The organism is Asticcacaulis biprosthecium C19, from assembly GCF_000204015.1.
GTDB classification, from domain to species: Bacteria; Pseudomonadota; Alphaproteobacteria; order Caulobacterales; family Caulobacteraceae; genus Asticcacaulis; species Asticcacaulis biprosthecius.
The window spans coordinates 2,202,772-2,226,337 of the sequence record NZ_GL883077.1; the positions used below are offsets into that span (position 1 = coordinate 2,202,772).

The following is a 23,566-nucleotide window of genomic DNA, read 5'->3' on the forward strand; positions in this document are numbered from 1 at the left end:
TGTGGCGCCGCATGTGCTCGAGACGAACGCCGCCACAGATCCTGGAGATGGCTCAAAAGAGCCAGAGGCTTAGAACTTGCCACGGACGACCAGCGAGACCCGCTTGTCGGTCTTGGTAGCCGAGTAGTACTGGGTGTCCAGCGGACGGGTGATGTCCGAGGAGACGCGGATATAGTTGACGTCCCGACCCAGGTTGGTGACCTGGACGCCGACCTTGAACTTTTGGTTCAGGTCATAGAAGACCGAGCCGTCCCATTGACCGTAGGCTTGCGCCCACATCGGACGGTTTACGTTGGCCGCTGAGGTCGTTAGCAGGTAGTCGGAACGCCAGTTGTAGGCCATGCGTGCCGAGATACCGTACTTTTCGTACATGACCGCAAAGTTGTAGCTTTCCGGCGACATGCCTTCCAGCGGCAGGCTGTTCAGGTTGGCATTGGTCACTTGGTTGCCGTCCAGAACGCTGGCCACTGGGTTGCGGCCGCCCGACGAGTCGATCTTGGTGTAGTTGGCCTGGATGCCCAAGCCATTCCACGGTGCCGGCAGGAAGTCGTAGAACTGCTGGTAGGCGAGTTCCCAGCCGCTGACGTCACCCGTTTCCGAGCCATTGACATACCGGTTGACGTTGAAGTCCAGCGTCACGCCATTGTTGCTGTAGGACTCGATACCCGACTGGACATAGATGTAATTGCTCAGCTTCTTCTGGAACAGGGCCAGGGTCAGGCTGCCGGTCGGGGCGAAGTACCATTCGGCTGTCAGGTCGAACTGGTCAGCCCGGATGGGTTCCAGCGTCGGGGAGCCGCCGGTGCCGGTGAAGGTGGCATTGCTGCTGTCGACCGTAAAGGTGGTGGTCGCCGGAACCTGGTTGAACACAAAGCCGCCTGCGCTGAGCGTCGTATAGGGCGACAGCCAGGACAGATCCGGACGCACGACGGCCTTGGATGCCGCAAAGCGGAACTGCAGTTCGTCGTTGTAACGGTAGCGAATATTCAGGCTGGGCAGGGTGTCCGTATACTCATTCACGCCGCCATAGGGGAAGGTCGTACCGGCGCCAAAGCTGACAACCTTGTTATAGAGGGTGCAGTCGCCGACACAGGTCTGGCCCGCGGGCGCGCTGAGGGTGCCCATAACGACATAGCTGTCGCCGCTAACCGTCGTCTTGACGACGCGGACGCCGATATTGCCGTCGAGGGTCTGGGCGCCGAAGACGTCGTCGTGACCGAACTTCAGCAGACCGTAGGCAGCTTTGGTCTTTTCATTCTGGGTGTTCAGGCCGCCGTTGCTGGCGTAGGAATCCCAGTTGGTCGAGGCCGGCGCCCAGCCCCAGCCGCCGGTTTCGGCGTGCTTAAGCTGATCGAAGGTGTAGTCGGTGCCCTGGTTGACGAGGGAAGCCGCTGGGAACCAGATATTGCCCGGTACGGGGACACTACCGTGCATGAAGCCATCGAAGGTGACCAGTTCGCTTTCGTTGGGCAGGTTGGCGTTGGCCGGTTGCGACGTCCAGCCCAGGTCGAAGCCGCCGGCTTCATCGAGATAGACCGCGCCCGCGCCACCGCCTGAACCCCAGTACTGGTGGCTGAGATAGCCCCAGTTCCAGTTCGACTGGCGGGTGATGTAGTCACGGTCAGTGGCGCGGACGCCGAACTTGAAGCTCTTCAGCCAGCCGTCGTCGTCGAAGTCGTACTGACCGTCCAGGCGCCAGGCGACCTGTTCGCCTTCGTTCTTTTCGACGTGGTCCATGGCCGCAGCCCAGTAGTAGCTGCTCTGGTCGCCCGTCAGGTTAGGCTCGTTAATAACGATAGACGGCAGATCGCCGGTGATATCGACATGGGCGGTGACCTTGTCGGCCGGATCGCAGCCCGTGGTGCGGACCTGGGTTTCGCAATACTGGACGAAGACCGTGTTGGACAGGATGTCGGCAGTCGATTTCACATATTGCAGATCGCCGGACAGCTGAAGGCGGTCGGTGGCGTTCCAGCGGAAGCCCAGCGACAGGTCAGTGGTCTCCTTGCGGTCCTCGCCATAACGGGTATTGGCGGTGATGCCGGCGCCCTTGATGGTACCGCTCTGGAACTCGCCATTGGCATTGTAGGTATAGTCCGAGCCGGTCGCGGTGGCGCCGCCCTGGATTTCACCGGAGTCGTTGTAGAACCCAACATTGTATTCGGTGTTCTTGGGGGTGGCGACGGAATTGAAGGCTTGCAGGGTAAATTCCAGGCCTTCGACCGGACGCCATTGCACCGCGGCGGCGATCGCCTCGCGCTTCTGCTTCCAGTCGATGGTCCGCCAGCCCAAGGTGTTGGGGACGAACCGGTTCGAGCTGCCAACGGTGACCGAATTATAACGGTCGACGCCGACGACGTGGGTTTCGTTGCCGACATTGGCGGCCGAGTAGTTGATCAGGAGGCCCAGTTCACCGATCGATGTGTCCCAGCGGTCCGAATAGATCAGACTGCCCGACTGGTGATGGCTTTCCTGCAGGTCGCCGTAGGTTGAATCCATGGTGAAGGCCAGCAGGCGGCCGCGTTGGTCGAAGGGCAGGCGCGTGCGCAGGTTGATCGTGCCGCCGATTCCGCCTTCAATCATGTCGGCGGACGGGTTCTTGAAGACGTCGATACCGGCCAGCAGGTCGGCCGAGACATCGTCCCAGCTCAAGGCGCGGCCGTTGCGGGCTGAAAAGATGTCGCGGCCGTTGGTCTCGGAGCGGACCCAGCTGAGACCGCGAATATTGACCCCGCCGCCTTCCGCCGTCATGCGGATCGGGTCGCGGGCTTCGTTGGCGCGCTGGATTTGCAGGCCGGAAATGCGCTGCAAAGCTTCGGCGACCGATCGGTCGGGCAAGGCGCCGATATCAACGGCGGTGACCGAGTCCTGGACGACGTCGGAGTCGCGCTTGAGCTTTTGCGCCGACTTCAACTGCGCGCGCTGGCCGGTAACGACAACGACGTTCTCGTCATCGGCAGGCGCCGCGGCGGGGGCGTCCTGAGCCAGGGCCGGAGCCACGGCAACGAGGCCGCTGACCAGGGTCAAGGCCAGGATCGAAGCGCCTGCCTTGAGCCGGGTGGAATTTTTACCTGTCATACTAGTCTCCCTGAAGGCCGTGGGATGAGGCACGGCATCAACTCTGAAATCTGATCTGGCCGTGGGGGATGGCGGAGCGGTTCGCGTTTATGAAACATTGTTCAAATGTAAAAACGCTTGCAGAAGCCAATTCGGCCTCTTCGGCGTCGCGCCCGTCTCATCTTCTCCCAACACAACCGACGCAATACTCGCGGAGATGGCAGGCCGTGAAGGGGCTGCGCAACCCAAGGTTTGCGTTCTCTGATAACGCTATCATATTGTCAGGTTAAGGCCAGATGGAAGCGATCTGTGATATTACAATTGCGCCAACCAGCGCATAAAAGTCACACAATATGTTGAAAATGCAATGAAATTTTTAAGTATGACAAATATAACCAATTCAATTTTAAATTTGGAAATATTCTTATATTTGAATAAATTAATTTGTCTGTTTTATTGCGGCGCAACCTGAGATTTTATATTTGATATATTTTTAGCGTACATTTTTCATATGAAAAATGCCGTCAATCCGGTGACCCTTGCGACAATTGAAAGGTACGCGGCATCATTTCGTGATGGGCCCTGAAGTCCTCGGTAAAACGGGACAGGCTTGGAAATTCGAGATCGAAACAGATTTCGGACGCGATGTTGTGTTTGGGGCGAAGAGGCGGCCGTGGGGCCATCGCTGCCTTGGGGCAGTGCGTAGCCGAATCCGGCTCAGTTCAGCACGATATAGAAGTTCACGGTCACCGGGTTGTCGTTGCGAACCTCGATCTCGTTCGAACCGGTAAAGGTCGGGACCCAGCGACAGCCGAGGTTGCGGGTCGACGGCGCGACGGCGCAGACGGGTTCACCTTCATCGTCGCGTACCTCCAGGCTCAGAGGCTCGGCATCGACGGGAACCAGCACAATCTCGGCACGTTGGCCGGCATTGTAGGTTTGCCGGGTGCGGAAGGCGCCATTGGCCGTCACCTTGCCCGAGCGATAGCCAGGCCCCAGTGTGCGGCCCCGGAAGGCCACGGCGGTCGCTGGGCGGGCACCCAGGGTCTTGGCGGTCGCTGCCCATTGCCGTGCCAAATCGGGCGCGCCCTCTTCGGGCTTGGCGCCCATGAGGGCCAGGGCCTGGGCCTGGGCCAGCAGGGCATCGCCGTCGCCACGCGACTCGGCCTCCATGCCCCGTTGCAGGATTTCGGCGACCGTGTCGGCATCGCCGCGCAACCGGTCGCGATCGCTTTCCTCCAGCCGGCTATTGCGGGCATCGGCGATGCCTTCGGCCGTTCCGGACACAGGTGCGCACGCAGCAAGCACCGCCGCAGCCACAGCCGTCAAGATCATATGCCCCATGGTCAAGCCCCGCCCTCCGGCGATACGATGAACCTCGCACCCTTGTTTACCCTATCCGGGTGGCTGTCTTCAACCCTGACCGAAAGATTGTGGCGGCCGGCGATGGCGGCCACGAGTGCCAGGCCAAGACCATGCCCCTTGGCCATCGAGGCGTGGGCGCGGTGATAGCGGTCGAAGACCCGGCCCTTGTCGGCGTCCGGAACGCCCTGGCCTTCATCCTCGACGGTGATGACCGGGCCGGGACGCAGGGTGAAGCGCAGGGCGCTACCGGCGGCGCCGTATTTCAAAGCGTTGTCGAGCAGGTTGACCATCAGCCGCGACATCTGCATGGCGTCGGCGCGGACGACGATCCCTTCGGTGATGTCGGCGGTCAGGGTCAGACCGGCCTCCTCGGCGCTGGCCTCGTAGAGTTCGCACAGTTGGCGTGCCAGTTCCGACAGGTCTACCTCGGGCAGGGCGCGCAGGTCGCCGCGCTGGGCCTCGGCCGAGGCAATATCGAGCAGGGAGTCGAGTAGCCGCAAGGTGCCGCGGACCTGATCCTGCGCCTGGTGCAGGCTGGTGATGGCCTCCGGATCGTCGATCCGCGCCAGGGCGTCTTCCAGGCGCTGGTTCAGGGCGGTCAGGGGCGTGCGGACTTCGTGGGCGATGTTGTCGCTGACGTCGCGTTGGGCCTTAAGAAGACGCTCGACGCGGTCAAGGGTGAGATTGACATGGCCGGACAGGGCATCCAGTTCGTCGGGCCGTCCGGCGGTCGCCGGCGTCCGCGCCTTGAAGTCGCCGTCATACAGCGAATCGAAGACACCGTTGATCGCGCCAATTCGGCGGCGCAGCTTTCGGGCGCCGAACTCACCGATAAAGAAGGCGCCGCCGACGATCAGGACCAGGGCGGCCAGGAACAGCAGGCGGGTCTGGCTCAGTGACTGTTCGGCAAGGGCCATGGAGCGGCCGGCCATAATCTTGACCCCGCCGCGCAGTTGCGTAACGCGGGCCAGGATGGTTTCATCGCCAGCTTTGGTGATGCCTGCCTCGGACACGGCGGTATCCAGCTTTGGCCATTGGGTGGCATCGCCGACCAGGGCGCGCCCTTGAGCGTCCACTACAATATAGACGGGACGCTCGCCGGCGGTCGGCGCCAGATCCAGACGTTCGCGCAGACGTTGGCTCAGTCCGTCCGGGCCTTCGACGCGGTAGATGTCGGACAGGCCAGCGATGTCGGTATCAATGGTGGCCTGAAGCGCGGCGCGCGACTGATGCTGAAGAACAGCGTACACAAGAACAAAAACCACCGTGCAGACAAGCGCCGTCGCCAGGGCGACGCGCAGGGCGATCGCCATTGCCAACGACTTCTGGGCCAACGACTTCTGGGCCAACGACTTCTGGGCCAGCGACTTCTGGGCCAAGGAGCGCGCGTGCGCGGTGGGGGAGGCTACTCTACTCAAGACTTAAACTCTTTTACTGTGGGTGCGATCAGCCGGAAGCCCGCGCCACGCACGGTTTCCAGGCAAGGGGTGGCGAAGTCATCCTCCAGGCGGTGACGCAGGCGGCTCATATTGACGTCGATGACATTGGTCTGCGGATCGAAGTTGAGGTGCCAGACCTCCTTCAGAAGCATGTCGCGGGTGACGATGTCACCGGCGTGCTCCATCAGCAGTTTCAGAATTTCGAATTCCTTGGGCGACAGGGCCAGATGGACGCCCTGGCGGTGGGCTGTGCGCGACTTCACGTGCAGTTCGATATCGCCGTACAGCATCACGGCGCTGTGGACCTGGTTGCGCGAGCGGCGCAGCAGAGCGCGGATGCGGGCGGTCAGTTCGTGGTCTTCGAACGGCTTGCCGAGATAGTCGTCGGCGCCGCCTTCCAGGCCTTCGGAGCGATTCTCCGACCGCGACAGGGCCGACAGCATCAGGATGGGAGTCTCGACCCCGGCGCTGCGCAGGCGTGTGATGATGTCCATGCCGGAAATATCAGGCAACATGCGGTCCAGAACGATAAGGTCGTAAGGGGTCATGCCGGCAGCGGCCAGCCCCTTCTGGCCGGTTTCGGCCCAGGTCACAGCGAAGCCTTCCTTGCGCAGGACCGACGAAATGATGTCGGCATTGCTGGCTTCGTCTTCGATCAACAGGATGGCGGTGTCGGTCATGGAATCCCCGGTTCAGGTTTCAGTCGTAACAGATGAGGTTGTCGCGCCGCAATTTACAAACACTGTGAGGTTTGGGTAAGTTTTACATCTCCCGCGGGCGGGGGAGGTGCCGCCGCATGGCGGCGGAGGGGTAGCCGGGAGCTCGGAATGCCCCCGTCTCGAGTCTCGCCGGCAGGCAGCTCTTCGCCTGAAAAAGGCTCGCTTGCTCAACACCTCCCCCCTCGGAGGAGGATAAGCTTTACCGCGCTACCAGCGAGAACGGTGCCCAGATGGCCGGATTGGCGCTACCCGGAACCGACTCGTCTACAATCAACGCTAAAACCGCCTGTCGCAGCGCCTCGGCCTGGGAGTCGCCCCGGGCATGGCCGCGCACCGTTTCGACGCTCAGCCGATCGGCGACATCGTCACGCACCGGCCACATCGACACCAGCAGGTTGTCCGCCCCGGCTTGCATGAAGGCCTTGGCCAGGCCGGAATAGCTGCCGCCGGCATCGCGTCCCGTCCCGGAATTGCAGGCCGACAGAATCACCCAGCGTGCCCGCAGCCGCAGGCCCGCTACGTCCGATGCCGTCAGCAAGCCGTCGTCGTCCGCCGACGGCTGATCCGGCGGCGTCAACACCAGGGCCGGTTCGCGCAGGGTTTCCAGATTGCCGCTGACCAGACCGTGGGTGGCGAAGGCGATGACGCTGTAACCCGACAGATCGGCTTGCTTCAAGCGGGTTTCGGTGGCGTTGCGGCCGGTCAGAAGATCCGACCGGTCCAGACCCAGGGCCTGGCGCATGCGTTCCAGTTCGGCTTCGGCCATTGGCAGGCCAGGCAGGCGGCGCAGGGCCTCGGCATCCGCCATACTGTTGCCGCCACGGAAGGTCTCGCCGTCCTCGGCGGCCAGTACCGGCGCGCCGACACCCAGAAAGCCGCTGGCCTTGGTCTTTGCGGTCTTTCCCGTCACAAGCCCCGGTTTGACCGAAACGGCAAACGACCGGATCAGCCAGGCACTGTCGCGCAAGGCGGCGGGATCGCTGTCCGTTCCTTGCGGCGCCTCGGTCAGCAGCAACCCCAGTGGCAGGGACATCAAGGCGCCGCTGCCCAGAATGTCCAGTTCGCGGGTGCCTTTAAGCACGGCCTGGATCTTTGGCGTGAAGATGGCACCGCCGAGACGCCACGCAGGCTGGCGGTCGAATTCCGCCTCGCGGCCGGTGCCGACGGCGGGCAGCATGCCGAGATCGATGTCCTTGCGGATCGCGTCGATCGCCTGATGGGCGGACACGCGGTCGAGCGGGGCGGTATCCCAGGTCAGCCCGCGGCGTGTAACGACAAAGGTCAGGACCTTGTCGTCTCCGAGCAACGGCATGACCACGGCATGGCCCCTGGCGAGACCCGCCTGAACCGCCTTCAAGCCCAACGGTTCGGGATTGCTTAGCCGGTCGAAGTCCGGGAAGATTGCGTCCAACGCGCCGGCAAGGTTGGCCAGTTCGACATCGACGGCGACGATGTCGCGGTCGATTTGCTCGATCTGTCCTGCTTGCGTGCCGGCACGGCTGCGGGCGAAGGTGCGCTCGCGGTCCAGGCGCAGGCGCGTCATCTGGGCGTCTTGGAGGCGCCGGGCCAGGTCGGCCGCCCGCGGATCGGCGGCCGTGGCACGCACAGCCAGGGCCTGGGAGGTGGCGGCGATCTCGGAATGGGCGGCGCGCTGGGCGGCGGCAAACGCCAGGTCAGACCGGCCGGCGGTCACGGCGATATCGGCATAGCGGATGAAGGCGACCTGATAGGCCTGGAGCAAGCCGGACTGACGGCCATGTACGGCGCCCTGATCCAGGCTGGCTACCATGACGGCGGACACGGTCTCGGCTTCGCTGAGTGCCCTGGTGGTTTCGCCCTGCCGTGCCAGGATCAGGGCGTGCAGCATGGCGGCGCGGATGCGATCGGGCGCCGCGGGCGGCATGTCGCGTTCATAATAGGTGAGGGCCTGTTCGACCTGGTCACGGGCAGCGGCATAGTCTCCGTCCAACAGCCGGGTTTCGGCCAGGCGGGTGCGCAAGCGGGCACGGGTGGTATCGCCATTGGCGCCGACGCCTTCCAACACTTTGAGGCCGGCATCAAGTTGCGCGGTCGCCTCAGTCCGGTTGCCGCCGGCCAGCGCCACCTCGGCCAGCTCCAGATGAATCAACCCGGGCAGGTCAGGATTGACCCCGGTATTGACCCCATCCAGGGCTGCCAGGGCGTTGTCGAGCAGGGCCTCGGCCTCAACAGTCCGGCCCTGGCGCGCCAGGACCTGGGCCAGGCGGTAGCTTAGGCCGACGGTGTCGACGTTCTGTTTACCGCCCAGCTTGCGCGCCAGGTCGACACCGTCGCGCAGGACGATCTCGGCCTCGCCGTAGCGGCCGAGATCCATCAAGGTGGTGCCCAGATTATGGATGGCGTACAGCACCGCCGGATGACCGGCCGGCAGTTGGTCACGCAGGGCGACGGCTTTTCGGCTGGCGGTCAGGGCGCCGTCGAGGTCGCCGGCCAGGCGCAGGGCATTGGCATAGTTGCTCATCTGGACGGCGTAGACGCGCAGCAGTTCGGGGTCCTGCTCCATCACCGGCAGGGCTTCGTTATAGGCGATCAGGGCGTCGCGGAGCTGGCCACGCCCGAACAGCGAGCCGGCGATCTGGGCCTTGATGGTGGCGGCACGGCCGCTTTGCGGGCCATCGACGCGGATGAAAAGGGCCTGGGCCTTGTAGCGCGTTTCCAGCGCGCCGGCGGCGTCGCCCTTGACATCCTGAAAGACGGCGCGGGCTAGCAGGGTGTCGCCCATGTCGCGCGTTTCGGCGAAGCCTTTTTCGGCCAGCACAGCGATAAGTTCGTCCATGACGGCGATCGCCTTGCCGGCCTGGCCAGCGCGGGCCAGGCTATAGGCATAGACTTGCGACAGGCCGGAATCGAACTCACCGTATCGGGCGAGCTCGGCCAGCATGGCTTCCAGTTCCGGCAGGGTCGGGCGGTCGCTGCCGGCCTGGTAACGCGCGACCAAGTCGGCGATACGACTGTCGCGGTCAGGCTTTGTCGAAGCGGCCTGTGGCGCGGCAGGGGCGGCCGTAGCGGGTGTTGAACCCAGCAGCAACAACGCTGCCAGGCTAATCGTCGTCAGGAATCGAGTCATCGTAGGCATCACCGCACCACCACCGAAAACGGCGCCCAGATGGCGGGGTTGGCGCCACCGACTACCTTGGTGTCCTTCATCAGGTCCAGGACGGCCTTGCGCAGGGCCTCGGCCTGCGAGTCGCCGCGGGCATGGCGCCGGACCGTGTCGACGCTGAGCCGATCGGCGATGTCATCGCGCACCGGCCACATCGACACCAGCAGGCTGTCGGTGCCGGCTTGCATGAAGGCCCGTGCCAGGCCGGAATAGCCGCCGGCGCCAGCTTCGCGGCCCGAGCCAGAATTGCACGCTGAAAGTATGACCCAGCGCGCCTTCAGTCGAAGACCGGCAATGTCCGAGGCGGTCAGCAGGCCGTCGTCGCCGGCGCTGGGCTGAGCCGGTGGTGTCAAGACCAGGGCTGGTTCGTGCATGCCCAATCCTTCAGTCAGTCCGTGGGTGGCGAAGGCAACCACACCGTAGTTGGTAAGGTCGGCCGTCTTTACACGCGTCTCGGTCGCCTCCTCACCTAGCATCAGGGTCGTGCCGGGCAAGTTGAGGGCACGCGACATGCGTTCCAGTTCGGACTTGGCGTTCGGCAGGCCCGGCAAGCGGAGCAGGGCTTCGGTGTCGGCCAAGGCGTCCTTGTCGCCGCCTCCACGATACAGCGACGCGGCGCGGATGTCGTTACCCGTACCAGGTGGCCCCAAGGCCGGCGCGCCGATGCCCAGGAAACCGGACCCGTAAGCGGTTTGAGATGCGGTGGCCAGCAGGGCTGGCTTGACGGAAACGGCATAGTCGCGAATCAGCCAGGCCGTATTGCGCAGGGCGCGTGGATCGTCGTCGTGACCAGCAGGCTGCGCGGTTATCAGAAGCCCAAGCGGCAGGGACATCAGGGATCCGCTGCCTAGGAACTCCAACTCACGTGTGCCCTTCAACGCCATACGGATTTTCGGCGTCAGCAGGGCTCTGCCGAGATGCCAGGCTGCCGTGCGGTCGAAGCCGCGCGACGAATCGGCCACGGCGGAATCGATGCTGGTACGCACCGCAGCGACATCATGGCGCAGGGCGTGGGCGGCATAGGGCGCGCTGTCCCAGGTCAGGCCGTCGCGCGTTACCACGAGCGTGAGGAGGCGGTCGTCGCCGGGCAGGGGCAGGACCAGGGCATGGCCTGGCGCAAGGCCGGCGGCCACGTCGGCGATGGTGCGCGGCTGGGGGCGGCTGAGGCTGTCGAAGGCCGGGAAGACGCTGTTCAGCTTGCCGCGAATGTCGGCGAGTTCGCTTTCCGTCGCAGCTATCTGGCGGTCCAGGCTGCGGATGTCGTCGTCCGACTTGCCGCGGGCGAAGTTGCGCTCGCGATCTAGTCGCAGGCGAAGGCTCTGGGTGTCCTGGAACCGACGCGCCAGTTCGGCCGCTTCCGGGGTCGTGCTGGCGGCCCGAACTGCCAGGGATTGCGACATAGTGGTGATTTCAGACTGGGCCGCGCGCTGGGCCGCGGAGAAAGCCAGGTCCGGATGGCCAGCGGAAATCGCCACGTCGGCGCAGCGCGAGAACGCAATGCGATAGGCGTCTATCAGGCCGTGGCCTGATCTGGAGGCCTGCCCTTTCTCGAGGGCCGTGGTGAGGGTTTCTGTCAGCGGGGTGCAGGTCTCAAGCGCTTCGTCGAGGCGTCCGAGGCGGGCCAGAATCAAGGCGCGCAGGGATTCGGCCTTGACCCGCTCGGCGGCGGCCGGCGCGGTTTCGCGGCGCAGGTAGTCGAGCGCCAGGTCGACGGTGGTCAGGGCTTCGTCGAAGTGCCGCTGAACCAACAGGGCGCCTGCCAGATCGGTTCGCACGGCCGCCCGCGTAGTGTCGCCCAAAGAACCGGTGGGCTCCAACGAGCCCAGAGCGCGCCGAAGTTCGGCTTCCGCCGCGGCCGGGTCGCCGCGTCCGGTGGCGAATTCGGCCAGGGCCAGGCGGGCCAGGGCTTCGGTGTCAGGATTGGCCTCGCTGGGGTGGGCGACCAGGATGTTCAGCGCGGCTCGCGTCAGGACCTCGGCCTCCTCGTCGCGGCCCTGAAGCTGAAGGCAGGTAGCCAGATAGAGGGTGAAGGTGCCGCCTTCGTAACTATCCCGGCCGCGGGTTTCGACGGTCAGGTCGATGGCTTCGCGGTACAGGGCCTCGGCCTCGTCATAGCGGCCGATCTCGGTCAGAGTGGTGGCCAGGTTACTCAGGGCATAGGTGGCTGCGCGGTGGCCGCGCGGCAACTGGTTGCGGGCAATGTCGAGGGCTTTGTTGGCGGCGGTAATCGAACCGTCGTAATCCCCCATCAGGCGCAGGCCCACCGCGTAGTTGCCGAGATGCGTGGAGGTGCTGTACGGATTGGGGTCTTCGGCGGGCAGGTTACGCAGGGCAAGTGCATAATATTCCATGGCTTGGCGCAGTCGGCCAAGTTGCATCAGCGAAAAAGCGACCGAAGAGCGAACGGCGCGGACGGTGGCACCGTCTTCGCCCTCAAAGGCCAGAAAGCGCTCCAGCGCCAGTTTCTTGGTGACCAGACTGCCGGCGGCGTCGCCGCGCTGGGCCTGATAGATCCCCTTGCTCAGCAGCAGGAGTGCCGTCTGGCGATCGCCGCCCAGCCCGGCCGCCTCAAGCCGCGCGATGGCGGCATCGATCGCTGCTTGGGCCTCGGGTATGTTGCCGTTTTCGTTCTGGGCCAGGGCGTAATGCCGCGCGACCTTGGCAAAGTCGGGAGCGGGTGCTTGCGTGCGATTGACCTCGTCCCACAGGGGTTGGATCATTGCGACGAAGGCTTTCGGATCTGTAGGCTGGTCGCGGGAGGCCATCTCGTCGATGCGAGCCCTGAGGTCTGACGCGGCAGGCGGCAAGGCGAAGGCGGGGACTGTCAGACAGGCGGCGGCTATGACCGCGATGGCCCAGGATCTCATTATTTCGCCCCTGTAATATTTTGCACAGGTAACCGCATTTTCTGAATAAGGTCAAAGCCATAAATAGAACCCTCCGGCGGTTGGCGCGCCGGAGGGTTCGAGGCCATTGAAAACTCTCCGCGCCAGGTGGCCGGCGCGGAAAGGGGCTTAGCCGAGGACCTTCACGCCCTGGACCATAACGGCAATGAAGCGCTGGGCCGAATTCTGGATGGCGACGGTGTTGGCACCCTTTTCGACGTCGACATCGTATTCCAGGTGGATGGTCTTCTTGTCGCCGACATAGGCGCGGGCGAAGCGGTTGCCCTTGTTCCATTCGGCCAGCTTGGACGGGTCGCCGTCGAAGGCGACGTGATACTGGATGGACGAACAACGGCCGTCCTTGCAGCCGTAGAAGAAGATCTTGTAGTCGATCGATGTGTCGCCGACCTTGAAGGCGGCGGTGACCAGCGGATCGCCGGCGGAGTCCTTGCCGACTTCGGCGGTCTGGTCGATGCCGCGCAGGTCAGCGGCGACTTCGTTGCCGGTCACGCCGCCATTGGGATAGTCCTTGGCCAGCAAGGGGGTGGCGAAGGCGAAGGTGGCGGCGACGGCGAAGGTGGCGGCGACGGCGGTAAACAGTACGGATTTGATCATGACGGTGCTCCCCGGTTAAGATGACGAGGGCAGATTTGCGCTCAGGGCAACGTCTTAACCAGTTACAAACCCTGTAAGGTGATGCCTGTGACAACCTTACGGGATTTGTCATGATCTAATCGCAGCAGCCCTTGAGGAAGAAGTCCACGGCGGTGCGGACATAGGTGTCGATCTCTTCGTCCGAAGCCGGTGGCGACACCTGGAGGCCGCAGCGCATGTGGATGTCCGAACCCTTGAACAGGGCCGAGAACAGGTGGCAGGCCATCATCGGGTCGTCGACATTCAGTTGTCCGCGCGACTTCAGCCGGCCGAAATAGGCGCTCATGGCCGCCTTCATGCGATCCGGGCCGGCGGCAAAAAAACAGGTCGCGCAGGGTCTGGCCGCCTTCGGACCGCAGCATGACCTCGATGGTCATGGCTTCGCGGCTGTTCAGCAGGCGCAGAAGGCCACCGCCCATGGCGATCAGGGCCTCACGCACCGGCATACCGTCCAGCTTTTCGAACAAGACGTCCGGTATGAACTGGTTGCACTTGTCGCGGACGATGGCCGAGAAAAGTTCCTCTTTGCTGGCAAAGCGCTTGTACAGGGTCAGCTTGGACATACCGACGGCGCGCGCCACCGCGTCCATGGTGGTGCCCTGATAGCCGTGGTCGAGGAACAGTTCGCCGGCGATTTGCAGGATCTGGGGGACCAGAGCCTCGTTGACCGGGCGGCCGCGCTTTGTTGGCGGTTGGCCAGGAGGGGGCGCGGGATTTTGCACAACTGTCATAATTTGGGTACTTGACGGTACTTTATTTCCGTGATCATTAGGATACTCATTCGTTCACTAAATGGCAAGGCCTCATGCGCGACATCGCTCTCAAGATGCTGTTAGGCGATCGGGCCAAATATATCGGTCTGATCTTCGGAGTCACTTTTGCCACTCTACTGATGGCACAGCAGGTGTCCATCTTTACCGGCATCATGTCGCGTACGGCCAACGCCATAACGTCGGTGCGTGAAGCCGAGGTGTGGGTGATGGATCCGCGCGTGCGCTATGTCGATGAGGTCGAACCGATGCGGCCGGTGGAACTTAGCCATGTTCGATCTGTGGCCGGGGTCGAATGGGCGGTGCCTTATTTTAAAGGCCTGGCGACGGTGCGGCTGCCCGACGGCATGACCCAGCAGGTGCAACTGATCGGGGTCGACGACGTCTCGCTGGTGGGATTGTGTACCGACATGATCGCCGGGCAACGCGACGTGGTGCGCGATCCGCAGTCGGCGGTAGTCGACCGCAATGGTTTCCTGTTCGTCTGGCCGAAGGGCGATTTTGCCAACGCCAAGCCGTTGGAACTCAATGATAACCGCCTGACGGTGCGGGGTGTGTGCAACACCCAGCCGACCTTCCTCACGTTCCCGATTCTCTACGTCACCTACGACGCGGCGATGGAGATGACCCCGCCGCAGCGCAACAAGTTGCCCTTCATCCTGGTCAAGGGTCGGCCCGGCCAATCGCCGGAAGCCCTGGCCAAACGGATTACTGAGCAGACCGGTTTGCAGGCGCTGACCACGTCGCAGTTCCAGTGGCGCAGCATCAACTACTACCTCGAGCGGACGGGCATCCCGATCAATTTCGGCATCACCATTATGCTGGGCGCTATCATCGGCGCGGCGATCACCGCACAGACCTTTTATATCTTCGTCGTCGAGAACCTGAAGCAGTTCGCCGCCATGAAGGCCGTCGGCGTTACCAACGGCCAGCTTTTGCGCATCGTCCTGACCCAGGCCGGGCTGGTCGGCGTCATCGGCTACGGCTTGGGGATTGGGTTCACGGCGCTGTTCTTCTTCGTCACCAAGGAGGCGCCGGCTCTGCAGGGCTTCCGGCTCTACGGCGAGATCATGGCCGGCACCGCGGTGGCCATCGCCGTCATTATCCTGGCCTCCATCCTGTTCAGTCTGGGCAAGGTGTTCCGGCTGGATCCCGCCGTCGTCTTCCGGGGTTAAGTCATGCACGCTGTCAGTTTCCGTAACATCGCCAAGGACTTTCCCATCGGCGACGACCGCATCCGCGTCCTCCACGGATGTTCCGCCGACATCGAGATGGGCCAGATGACCATGCTGGTTGGGCCGTCCGGTTGCGGCAAGACCACGCTTATTTCTATCCTGTCGGGCATATTGACCGCCAGCGAGGGCGAGGTCGCCGTGCTGGGACAGTCGCTGACGAAGCTGAAGGACCACCAGAAGGTGGTGCTGCGGCGCGAGCGCATCGGCTTTATCTTCCAGCAGTATAACCTGCTGCCGGCGCTGACCGCGGCGGAAAATGCCGCCATGCCTCTGGTGGCGGCGGGGATGAAACTGCCCGAAGCAGCCGAGAAGGCGCGCGCTATCCTGGACGGGATCGGCATGCAGGGCCAGGGGGACAAGCTGCCGCGACAACTGTCGGGTGGCCAGCAGCAGCGGGTCGCGATTGCCCGCGCCCTGGTTCACAATCCCGGCCTGATCGTCTGCGACGAACCGACGGCCGCGCTGGATGCCGCCACGGGCAGGGCCGTGATGGGCATATTGCGCGACATCGCCAACGACCCGGGCCGGGCTGTCCTGGTCGTGACCCACGACAACCGTATCTACAATTTCGCCGACCGCATCCTGGAAATGAGCGACGGCCGCCTGATCGGCGACTTCGCGCCAGACGCCTTTCATAGGGAGTAATAACTATGACCACACGGAAATTCAGCCTTCGACCGACCCGCCTGATCCTGCCCGTCCTGGCCGCGGCAGGTCTGGGCTTTGCCCTCTACAGCGTGCTGTGGCGACCGGCCGAGGCCGTCACCGCGCCGGCGTCGGCGCCTCCGGCGACACCGCCACAGGGCGCCATTGCCGGTATCGGCGTGGTTGAACCGCGCAGCGAGTTCCTCAATCTGGGTGTCGAATTGCCGGGCGTTATCCGCCAGGTCTTCGTCCAGGTCGGCGATACAGTGGTGAAGGGCCAGCCGCTATTCGCCATGGACCAGCGTGAGGTCGATGCCGAGATTGCCACGCTGACGGCGGCGATCGCCTCGGCCGATATTGCGACCGCCGATGCCAAGGCGGCCTATGAGCTGATCCGCGGCGTCGACGATCCGCGGGCCGTGTCGAAGGACGAGGTTGACCGTCGCCGCTTTGCCGCCGATCTGGCCGCAGCGAAGACGGGGGAATTGCGGGCGCAACTGGCGGCAGCGCAGACGCGCAAGCGCCGCCTCACCGTGACGGCGCCTATCGATGGCCGGATCCTGGCTTTGAACGCGCGGCCGGGTGAATATGCCCAGGCGGGTGCGTTGGCTGAGCCTTTGGTGCGGATGGGAGATACCGGACGGCTGCATGTCCGCGTTGAGGTTGACGAGGAAAACGCCGGCAAGCTGAACGCGACCGCGCCGGCGCAAGGCTCGTTCCGCGGCGCTTCGTCGGATCGGGTGCCCCTGAGCTTTGTGCGCTTTGAACCCTATGTCCAGCCCAAACAGAACCTGGCCGTGGCCGGACAGCGGGTCGATACCCGTGTGGTCCAGATGCTGTACGCCCTGCCCGAAGGCAGCGACTCCGCGTTTGTTGGACGGCAGATGGATGTGTTTATTGAGGGTGGCAAATGAAACGCGCCGTCCTCCTGACCGCCGCGGCCCTGGTTTTCGCCGCGCCCTTCGCCACGGCGCAGTCCCAGAGACTGGAAACGTCGGCCGCGGCAGTCGCCCCTTTGCCCGTGAATAGGTTCTCAGCCCTGTGGGCGCATCTGGGTGACCCTTATGCCGAAGAACTCGCGGCAAGGGTGTTGCGCGACAATCCCGATATTTTGCGCATGGCCGCGCGGCTGGACGAGGCGAGGGCGGTGACCGCCGGCGCCGGTGGGCGGTTGAAACCGCGGGTCGATGCGGCGGTGTCGGCTTCGCACGGTAATGACCAGATCGGCGTGACCGACAGCGAGAGCCTGGTGCGCGGCGGATTTGAGGCGCGCTGGGAACTGGACCTGTCCGGACGGCTGCGTGCCGGTGTCGCGGCGGCTCAGGCCGGCGAGGCGCGCGACGAAGCGCTGTACGAAGATGCGGCCCATGCCGTGCTGGCGCGGATGAGCGAAGGCCTGGTGACGGCGCGGATGCTGGCATCGCAGGCGCGGGCTTTGGAAGCCAGTCTGAAGGCCCAGGACGAGACGATCACCCTGTTGCGGTCGCGTCAGTCGGCCGGGCTGAACGAGGCGACGCGGCTGGAACTGGCCCTGTCGACGCGGGCGCGGACGGCGGCGCGGTGGAGCGAGATCGCCTCGCGATACAGTGATGCCCTTATAGGGCTGGAACGGATCACTGGCGTACCGGTGGCGGAGTTGGAGGCGCGGTTGAACAGCGATGATCTGACCGTGCCGCAGGACGGCTGGGTGACGGCGGTGCCACTGGATCGACTGCGCGGCAATCCGGCGCTGCGGGCGGCCTTCGCCCAGGCCCAGGCGGCCGATGCTCTTGCGGTTGAAGCGCGAGCGGTGCGTTGGCCGTCCCTGTCATTGACGGCGTTTTTGGGGGTGCAGGACGGTTCAGACGGCTTGCGACTGGCCGGCAATCCGATCGGGTCTTTGGCGGCGGCCCTGACGGCGCCCCTGTTCAATGCGGGCCAGTTGAAGTCGCAGGAAACGGCCGCCGTGGCGCGGCGAGACCAGGCAAAGGCAGCCTATGAGTCGGCGGTGCGCGATGCCCTGGCCGATGCATCCTTGGCGGTCAACGGCTTTGACCGGGCGCAAACCTTGCGCGACGGCTATCTGGCGGCGCAGGCGCATGACGCCGAACTGGAACGGCTGGCGGCGCGGCGGGCGGATTCGGGCCTGGTCAGCGTCATTGAAGTTTCCGAAGCCCAGGACCGGCTGGCCCAGGCCCAGCTTCAGGTCGCGGAGGCCACCGGCGCCGGGCATCTCGCCTATATCGCTCTGATGCGCAGTCAGGGGCCAGGAGGTTTACAATGAACGATCGGGTTTTGGTCACGGGGATCAGCGGCTTTATCGCCAAGCATGTGGCGTATGAACTGCTGATGCGCGGGTACGCGGTGCGCGGCACGGTGCGGTCACTGGATAAGGCCGACGCCGTGCGGACGGCACTTGAGGCGGCGGGTGCACCGGTAGCGGGGCTGGAATTCGTTAAGGCCGACCTGACGGCGGATGACGGCTGGCAGGCGGCGGCGGACGGTTGCCGCTTTATCCAGCATGTGGCGGCGCCGTTCCCCTTGGTCCAGCCCAAGGGCCGGGAAGACCTGGTGCCGGCGGCGCGCGATGGGGTTCTGCGCGTGCTGAAGGCAGCGGATGGGGCCGAGCGGGTGGTGCTGACCTCCTCGATCGTGGCCATGCTGTATCCCAACGACTGGCGCGGCAAGCGGCTGATCACGCCGGCCGACTGGACCGATCCGGAGTGGCGCCAGGCGACACCCTATGCGGTGGCCAAGACCCGGGCCGAACGGGCGGCGTGGGACTATATGGCCAACATCGGGCGCAAGGACCGGCTGGTGACGGTCAATCCGGGCCTGGTGCTTGGGCCGCCGTTGGACAGCGATATCGGTACCTCGCTGGAGGTGGTTGCCCTGCTGATGCGCGGGGCCTATCCGGCGGTGCCGCCGGTGGCGTTTGCCCTGGTCGATGTGCGCGATGTTGCGGCGATCCATGTGGCTGCCATGACGGCGGATGTCGGCGGCCAGAGGCTGATCGCTGCCGATGAAACCCTAAGCATGCGTCAGATGGCGCAAGGCCTGCGCGATGCCTTTCCGGACCGGGCCAGCCGGATACCGGTGACCCAGATGCCAGGCGCGGCCTTGCGGTTCCTCAGCCTGTTCGATCCGGCTATGCGCACGATTGTCGGTGACCTGAATAAGCATCCGATTGCGGATACGCAACTGACGCGCAAACTGACGGGCGCGACGTTCCGGCGGGGACGCGACTCGATGATCGAGGCGGCACAGGCCTTGATAAGGATGGGATTGGTTTGAGGCGAGGTATTAGAGAACTTTGGCCCCAAAGCGACTAACGCAATTTGTAACTGTTGCCTTGGCACTTGATCAGGCAAGTCTTGCGACTGGCATCAAGGAATTTATCCATGTTCAGGCACTATTTTGGGCTGGCACCTGTCGTCGTAGCGGCACTCCTTGCCGCCGCTGGCCCCGCGAGCGCCGGAGCATCGGTTGACAGTATCAGGGCCGGGACGGTCCCGGAACCCGACAGCCCCGAAGAGGCCGAGGTCTGCGCGTTGGAAAGTTTCTTTATATCTGTTGCCTTTAGCCAGATGGACGGGGTCGAGTCCGAGACGCTTCAGTCCCTTAATGACCATGCCGAATATTGGTTGGCGCGCGCCGCGGCGATCCATGGCCAAAAGCTCGACGCTTATGTAGAAAACCCCGAGTTCGTCGCGGATATGCAAGCCCTTATGGACGTCGACACCGACACGCAGATTGCCGTGGCTGAGACGTGTGTCGACAGGATGCGCGATTACTAAACTTCCAAAGACAGGCACCGGTCAGCAAATTGCCTCAATAGCTTTAGCCGATTCAGGTTCCATCTGCAGTCTGCGCCTCCCCGCATCGTCGCTCTGGTAACGCGCCCAGGTATCACCAAGCGCGCGCCGGAGAACAAACTATGCCCCTATTTGATGCCCAATGCAGCGAGCATCAAATCCAATCATGTCTCAACGGATGACTGGCCGAGCCGCAGGGGGCTCGTGTGGCGCGTGTCGAAGGGGATCTACACGCGCCTGAGCTAAAATTATGTAAGAGACGTGATCGACATTCTATAAGGCCGATATGATTCAATCCCAAACCATCGACTGGACAGGCATCACGCGAAAGCTTGGCTTCATCACTGAGACCAAAGATGGCTGGCAGGCAAGTGGGGTAAAATGGTTGCCCAGCGGGCGCTGGCCGAAATTCTGGGGGAAACGGAACTGAAGGCGGCGGTGGATGCCTATGTCGCGGGAGACAGGGGGGCAGACACGGCGCGGTCGGTGCTGATGCTGATCCGGCCCTCGTTCACAATCGACTACTGCCACGAAATCTATCTTTCGTCGCAGGACGAAGACGAAAAGAGCATGGCGGTCAATCTCCTTAAAGCGATCGGAGATGCCCGCGTTCTGGCTTGGATTCCGTTGTACCTGTCGGATGCAAATGCCGCTGTACGGGCTTGGGGGATTGGTATTCTGGAGGAGCTCTATTATCGCGACGAAGTGGAATCGGAGGCGTACGAGGCTGTGCTTCGCTTGGCACTGGCTCATCCGGAAAATTACATTCGCGAAGCGGCCGTTGCCTTACAAACGGAGATGTACCCGAAATGAACTATGACATCATTGGCGATATTCATGGACACGCCGATCCGCTCAAGGCACTGCTGACCAAGCTTGGCTATCGTGAGCGCGCCGGCGCCTGGCGGCATCCCGACCGGACCGCTATTTTCGTCGGCGATTTTGTCGATCGCGGTCCTGGACAGTTGGACGTTCTTCGCACTGTCCGGACGATGATTGACAGCGGATCGGCCTTGGCCGTCATGGGCAATCATGAGTTCAACGCCATTGCCTGGGCGCTGCCCGATCCGGATAAAGACGGAGCCTTTCTGCGGCCCAGGAACGCGAAAAACCGGCATCAGCACCGTGCCTTTCTGGAGCAGGTCGGCGAGGATTCGGCTGAACATCGCGCATGGACAAACTGGTTCCTCGACCTGCCGTTATGGATCGAGACGCCGGCCTTTCGTGTTGTCCATGCGTGCTGGCATGTGCCGAGTGCGGCAGAACTCCTGCAGCAGCTTAAGCCCGGCCTGAAACTGGATCATGATCTTGTGCTGCTGGCCAGCCGGCGCGGATCGGCCGAATATGCGGCGATTGAAACGCTGTTAAAGGGCCGGGAGGTGAGGTTGCCGCCCAGCGTCAGCTTCCATGACAAGGACGGCCATGAGCGGCACGAAGTCCGTATAAAGTGGTGGGCCAGCGAGGCGCGGACCTATCGCGACGCCGCCATGGGCACCGGCGATGCCGTTATCCCCGACACACCGATTGCGGACCTGGACGCCGTCAAGGCGCCGGATCGCCTGACCTTCATCGGGCACTACTGGCTGAATGCCGACCACGGTATCGGGCCGCTGTCGCCCAGGGTGGCGTGTGTCGATTACAGCGTCGCCCGGGGCGGGCCTTTAGTGGCCTACCGCTTTGACGGTGAAACGGAGATCGACCCCACCAAGTTTGTCGCTGCCTACGGTGAAGTTTGACGCATGACCGATCTTGTTATCCGTCCGGCCGCATCGGCCGATCTGTCCCATCTTCTGGACCTCTATCGTCATCTGGATGCCGAGGACACGCGCTGTCCACCAGGTGTGGCGGTTGATGTGTTCGAACGGTTCCGGCGTTATGACGGCAGTGCCATCCTGATCGGTCTGATCGGCGAGGCGATGGTCGCAAGCTGCACCATCGTTGTTATTCCGAACCTGACCCGGGGCGGAATGCCTTACGCGCTGATCGAGAATGTTGTCACGCACGGCGATTGCCGCGGTCAGGGGTTCGGCAAGGCCATTCTGGCGGCGGCCGTGGAGCGGGCATGGGCGCAGGGCTGCTACAAGGCGATGCTGATGACCGGGTCGAAAAAGCCCGAAACCCTGGCCTTTTATGCTGCGGCAGGTTTTGAGGCGAGCAAGACGGGCTTTCAGGTGCGCCGGTTGCCACCTCGGGCCGAGTAGGCGGTCTCGGCTCAGCCCGGCCGGCCGAACAGGACGGTCACGGCGGCTTTCAGCGTGCGCGTCCGCAGCAGGTCACCGACCAGCCCCCACCAGCCATAAAGCGCTATAACGAAGGGATTTTTCGACGTCACTGGCTCAGTGAGACCAAAACGCACCGCTTCGCTGCCGTCGTCGCGGGCAAAGGTGCCGAACAGGCGGTCGAAGACGATGACAACACCACCGAAGTTCTTGTCGAGATAGCGGTCATTGGAGGCGTGGTGGATGCGGTGGTGCGCCGGCGTGTTCAGAACATGTTCCAGGACGCCCCAGCGCGGTGACAGTTCGGTATGCAGGAAGAACTGATACAGCAGGTTCAGGGCCAGAAGCACGGCGATCACCAGCGGCGGAAAACCGACGAGCACCAAAGGCGCGAAGACCAGCCACTCACCCGAAAGGGCATTGGTCCAGCCCAGGCGCAGGGCGGTGGCTAGGGTGAAGCGGCCGCTGGAATGGTGGACCCTGTGGGTCGTCCACATCCAGCGGATGGTGTGGGCGAAGCGGTGCATCCAGTAGTAACAGAACTCGACGCCGACAAAGCCGAATAGCCAGGTCCATACCGAGTCGATCGGTAGCTGCCATGGCGCGAAGATTGCGATCGCGCTCAGGCCTGCGGTGATGATCAGCCGGTTCACGGGGCGTAAGGCGATGTTGCCCAGGGCGACGCCCAGCGAAGCGGCGGTTTCGCCGGCGTCGTAGCGCCGGCGAAAGACCAGGATGAGCAGCAGGGCTTCTATGGCGATCAGCGCCAGCATGGCGGCCATGACCGGCCCCTGGACCAGCGGGTCGACCCCGGCCGGACGCAAGCTTTCCATGCCTCAGGCTCCGGCCTTGATCTGCCGAAGTTCGAAGCCGTCCACGACGTCGTTGCCGTCGGCATCGGCGCGGTCGAAGATCACGGTCGGACCGTTCAGGAACTCGGTGCGGTCGATGCGGCCGTCCTGGTTTTTGTCGAACTCGGTGATCAGGCGGCGCAGCCGGTCGCCGCGCTCGCCGCGGCGGGCAAAACCCGGTACGTCCTTGTCCGAGACATAGCCGTCGTGATTGCGATCCATCTCGTCGAACTGGGTACGGCGAAAACCGGTAAACTCGGCGCGGGTGATCATGCCGTCGTGGTTGCTGTCGGCCTTGGCCAGGCGGGTGGTCAGCTGGTCGAGGTCGCCAGCGGCGGCCGGCGTGGCAACAAGCGCGAGCAGGCTGATCAGGGCGAGGGTGGTTTTCATGGGAGACTCTTTCGGAAAAAAGCGGTCCCGCAGCGAAAGGGGAAGGCGCCGCGGGACCGCAGTCTGGGTGTCAGTGTTGAGGGCAGGCGATGGTCGTGCCGGACGAGTCGCGGCAGGTCGCCTGGTGGGTGACACCGGTGGTGGAATCGTAGCTGGTCGAGCCGGAATAGCTGTTGCCGGTCTGGGCGTTGGTGGCTTCGGTGGCGCGCGCGCCCGTGGCGGCGCCATCGGCGTTGCGCGTGAAGCCGCCCTGTGACGTTACCGTGCCGCGCGCACCAGAAGCGCCGAAGCCGCCCTGATGGGTCACCGAACCGTCGGTATTGTAGGTGGTGGTCGAGCCGCGCGCCGCCTGGCCGCCCGAAGCCGTTCGCACGGCGCCGCCGGAAGCCGAGGTCGTTGAG

Annotated in this window: 20 protein-coding genes and 1 pseudogene; 9 read left to right on the forward strand and 12 right to left on the reverse strand. The window is 63.7% G+C overall.

Annotation, left to right across the window (positions count from 1 at the left end; translation table 11 throughout):
• Window positions 1-69: 69 nt before the first annotated feature.
• The 9 genes and pseudogenes from ABI_RS10045 to ABI_RS26640 form a co-directional block, all read right to left on the reverse strand.
• Window positions 70-3,078 carry a TonB-dependent receptor gene (locus ABI_RS10045; RefSeq protein ID WP_006272830.1) on the reverse strand — a complete coding sequence of 1,003 codons (3,009 nt, stop codon included), beginning with the start codon at window positions 3,076-3,078 and terminating at the stop codon, window positions 70-72.
• A 696-nt stretch (window positions 3,079-3,774) separates the two neighbouring features.
• A complete protein-coding gene (locus ABI_RS10050) occupies window positions 3,775-4,401 on the reverse strand; it encodes a hypothetical protein (RefSeq protein ID WP_050808237.1) in 627 nt (208 codons plus the stop codon).
• A 2-nt stretch (window positions 4,402-4,403) separates the two neighbouring features.
• Window positions 4,404-5,840 carry a sensor histidine kinase gene (locus ABI_RS10055; protein WP_169313718.1) on the reverse strand — a complete coding sequence of 479 codons (1,437 nt, stop codon included), beginning with the start codon at window positions 5,838-5,840 and terminating at the stop codon, window positions 4,404-4,406.
• Window positions 5,837-6,541, reverse strand: a complete 705-nt coding sequence (locus tag ABI_RS10060) for a response regulator transcription factor (protein ID WP_006272833.1) — start codon at window positions 6,539-6,541, stop codon at window positions 5,837-5,839. The genes ABI_RS10055 and ABI_RS10060 overlap by 4 nt, the downstream gene beginning before the upstream one ends.
• A gap of 238 nt (window positions 6,542-6,779) precedes the next feature.
• Window positions 6,780-9,686: a CHAT domain-containing protein gene (locus tag ABI_RS10065; RefSeq protein ID WP_006272834.1), complete on the reverse strand. Its 2,907-nt coding sequence runs from the start codon at window positions 9,684-9,686 to the stop codon at window positions 6,780-6,782.
• Between the two features lie 8 nt (window positions 9,687-9,694).
• Complete coding sequence (locus ABI_RS10070) at window positions 9,695-12,589, reverse strand: CHAT domain-containing protein (protein ID WP_006272835.1); 2,895 nt, start codon at window positions 12,587-12,589, stop codon at window positions 9,695-9,697.
• Window positions 12,590-12,736: 147 nt separating this feature from the next.
• On the reverse strand, window positions 12,737-13,222 hold the full coding sequence (locus tag ABI_RS10075) for a YbjN domain-containing protein (RefSeq protein WP_006272836.1): 486 nt from the start codon (window positions 13,220-13,222) through the stop codon (window positions 12,737-12,739).
• A gap of 115 nt (window positions 13,223-13,337) precedes the next feature.
• The gene (locus ABI_RS23585) at window positions 13,338-13,547 is read right to left on the reverse strand and encodes a TetR/AcrR family transcriptional regulator C-terminal domain-containing protein (RefSeq protein ID WP_050808238.1); all 210 of its coding nucleotides are present in this window, start codon (window positions 13,545-13,547) and stop codon (window positions 13,338-13,340) included.
• A gap of 277 nt (window positions 13,548-13,824) precedes the next feature.
• Window positions 13,825-13,992, reverse strand: a pseudogene (locus ABI_RS26640) (TetR/AcrR family transcriptional regulator); the annotation flags it as partial.
• A 74-nt stretch (window positions 13,993-14,066) separates the two neighbouring features.
• On the opposite strand from ABI_RS26640, the gene ABI_RS10085 reads away from it, so the two are divergent.
• From ABI_RS10085 to ABI_RS10125, 9 genes are all read left to right on the forward strand, one after another.
• Window positions 14,067-15,206, forward strand: a complete 1,140-nt coding sequence (locus ABI_RS10085) for an ABC transporter permease (protein ID WP_040308780.1) — start codon at window positions 14,067-14,069, stop codon at window positions 15,204-15,206.
• A 3-nt stretch (window positions 15,207-15,209) separates the two neighbouring features.
• Window positions 15,210-15,911 carry an ABC transporter ATP-binding protein gene (locus tag ABI_RS10090; RefSeq protein ID WP_006272839.1) on the forward strand — a complete coding sequence of 234 codons (702 nt, stop codon included), beginning with the start codon at window positions 15,210-15,212 and terminating at the stop codon, window positions 15,909-15,911.
• Between the two features lie 5 nt (window positions 15,912-15,916).
• Window positions 15,917-16,825 (forward strand): efflux RND transporter periplasmic adaptor subunit, encoded by a 909-nt coding sequence (locus tag ABI_RS10095; RefSeq protein ID WP_006272840.1) that lies wholly within the window; start codon window positions 15,917-15,919, stop codon window positions 16,823-16,825.
• Window positions 16,822-18,174, forward strand: a complete 1,353-nt coding sequence (locus ABI_RS10100) for a TolC family protein (RefSeq protein ID WP_006272841.1) — start codon at window positions 16,822-16,824, stop codon at window positions 18,172-18,174. The genes ABI_RS10095 and ABI_RS10100 overlap by 4 nt, the downstream gene beginning before the upstream one ends.
• Window positions 18,171-19,184, forward strand: coding sequence for an NAD-dependent epimerase/dehydratase family protein (locus tag ABI_RS10105; RefSeq protein ID WP_006272842.1), 1,014 nt, complete (start codon window positions 18,171-18,173; stop codon window positions 19,182-19,184). Before ABI_RS10100 ends, ABI_RS10105 begins: the two co-directional genes overlap by 4 nt.
• A gap of 107 nt (window positions 19,185-19,291) precedes the next feature.
• Window positions 19,292-19,687 carry a hypothetical protein gene (locus tag ABI_RS10110; RefSeq protein WP_040308781.1) on the forward strand — a complete coding sequence of 132 codons (396 nt, stop codon included), beginning with the start codon at window positions 19,292-19,294 and terminating at the stop codon, window positions 19,685-19,687.
• A 399-nt stretch (window positions 19,688-20,086) separates the two neighbouring features.
• Window positions 20,087-20,518: a HEAT repeat domain-containing protein gene (locus ABI_RS10115; protein WP_006272844.1), complete on the forward strand. Its 432-nt coding sequence runs from the start codon at window positions 20,087-20,089 to the stop codon at window positions 20,516-20,518.
• A complete protein-coding gene (locus ABI_RS10120) occupies window positions 20,515-21,441 on the forward strand; it encodes a metallophosphoesterase (RefSeq protein ID WP_006272845.1) in 927 nt (308 codons plus the stop codon). Before ABI_RS10115 ends, ABI_RS10120 begins: the two co-directional genes overlap by 4 nt.
• A 3-nt stretch (window positions 21,442-21,444) precedes the next feature.
• Window positions 21,445-21,906 (forward strand): GNAT family N-acetyltransferase, encoded by a 462-nt coding sequence (locus ABI_RS10125; protein ID WP_006272846.1) that lies wholly within the window; start codon window positions 21,445-21,447, stop codon window positions 21,904-21,906.
• 11 nt (window positions 21,907-21,917) lie between these two features.
• Here the strand turns inward: ABI_RS10125 and ABI_RS10130 are convergent, their stop codons facing one another.
• The 3 genes from ABI_RS10130 to ABI_RS25175 form a co-directional block, all read right to left on the reverse strand.
• Window positions 21,918-22,757 (reverse strand): sterol desaturase family protein, encoded by an 840-nt coding sequence (locus tag ABI_RS10130; protein ID WP_006272847.1) that lies wholly within the window; start codon window positions 22,755-22,757, stop codon window positions 21,918-21,920.
• A 3-nt stretch (window positions 22,758-22,760) separates the two neighbouring features.
• Complete coding sequence (locus tag ABI_RS25170; protein ID WP_006272848.1) at window positions 22,761-23,165, reverse strand: EF-hand domain-containing protein; 405 nt, start codon at window positions 23,163-23,165, stop codon at window positions 22,761-22,763.
• Window positions 23,166-23,235: 70 nt separating this feature from the next.
• On the reverse strand, window positions 23,236-23,566 hold a 331-nt coding region (locus ABI_RS25175; protein ID WP_040308782.1), incomplete at its 5' end, for a hypothetical protein.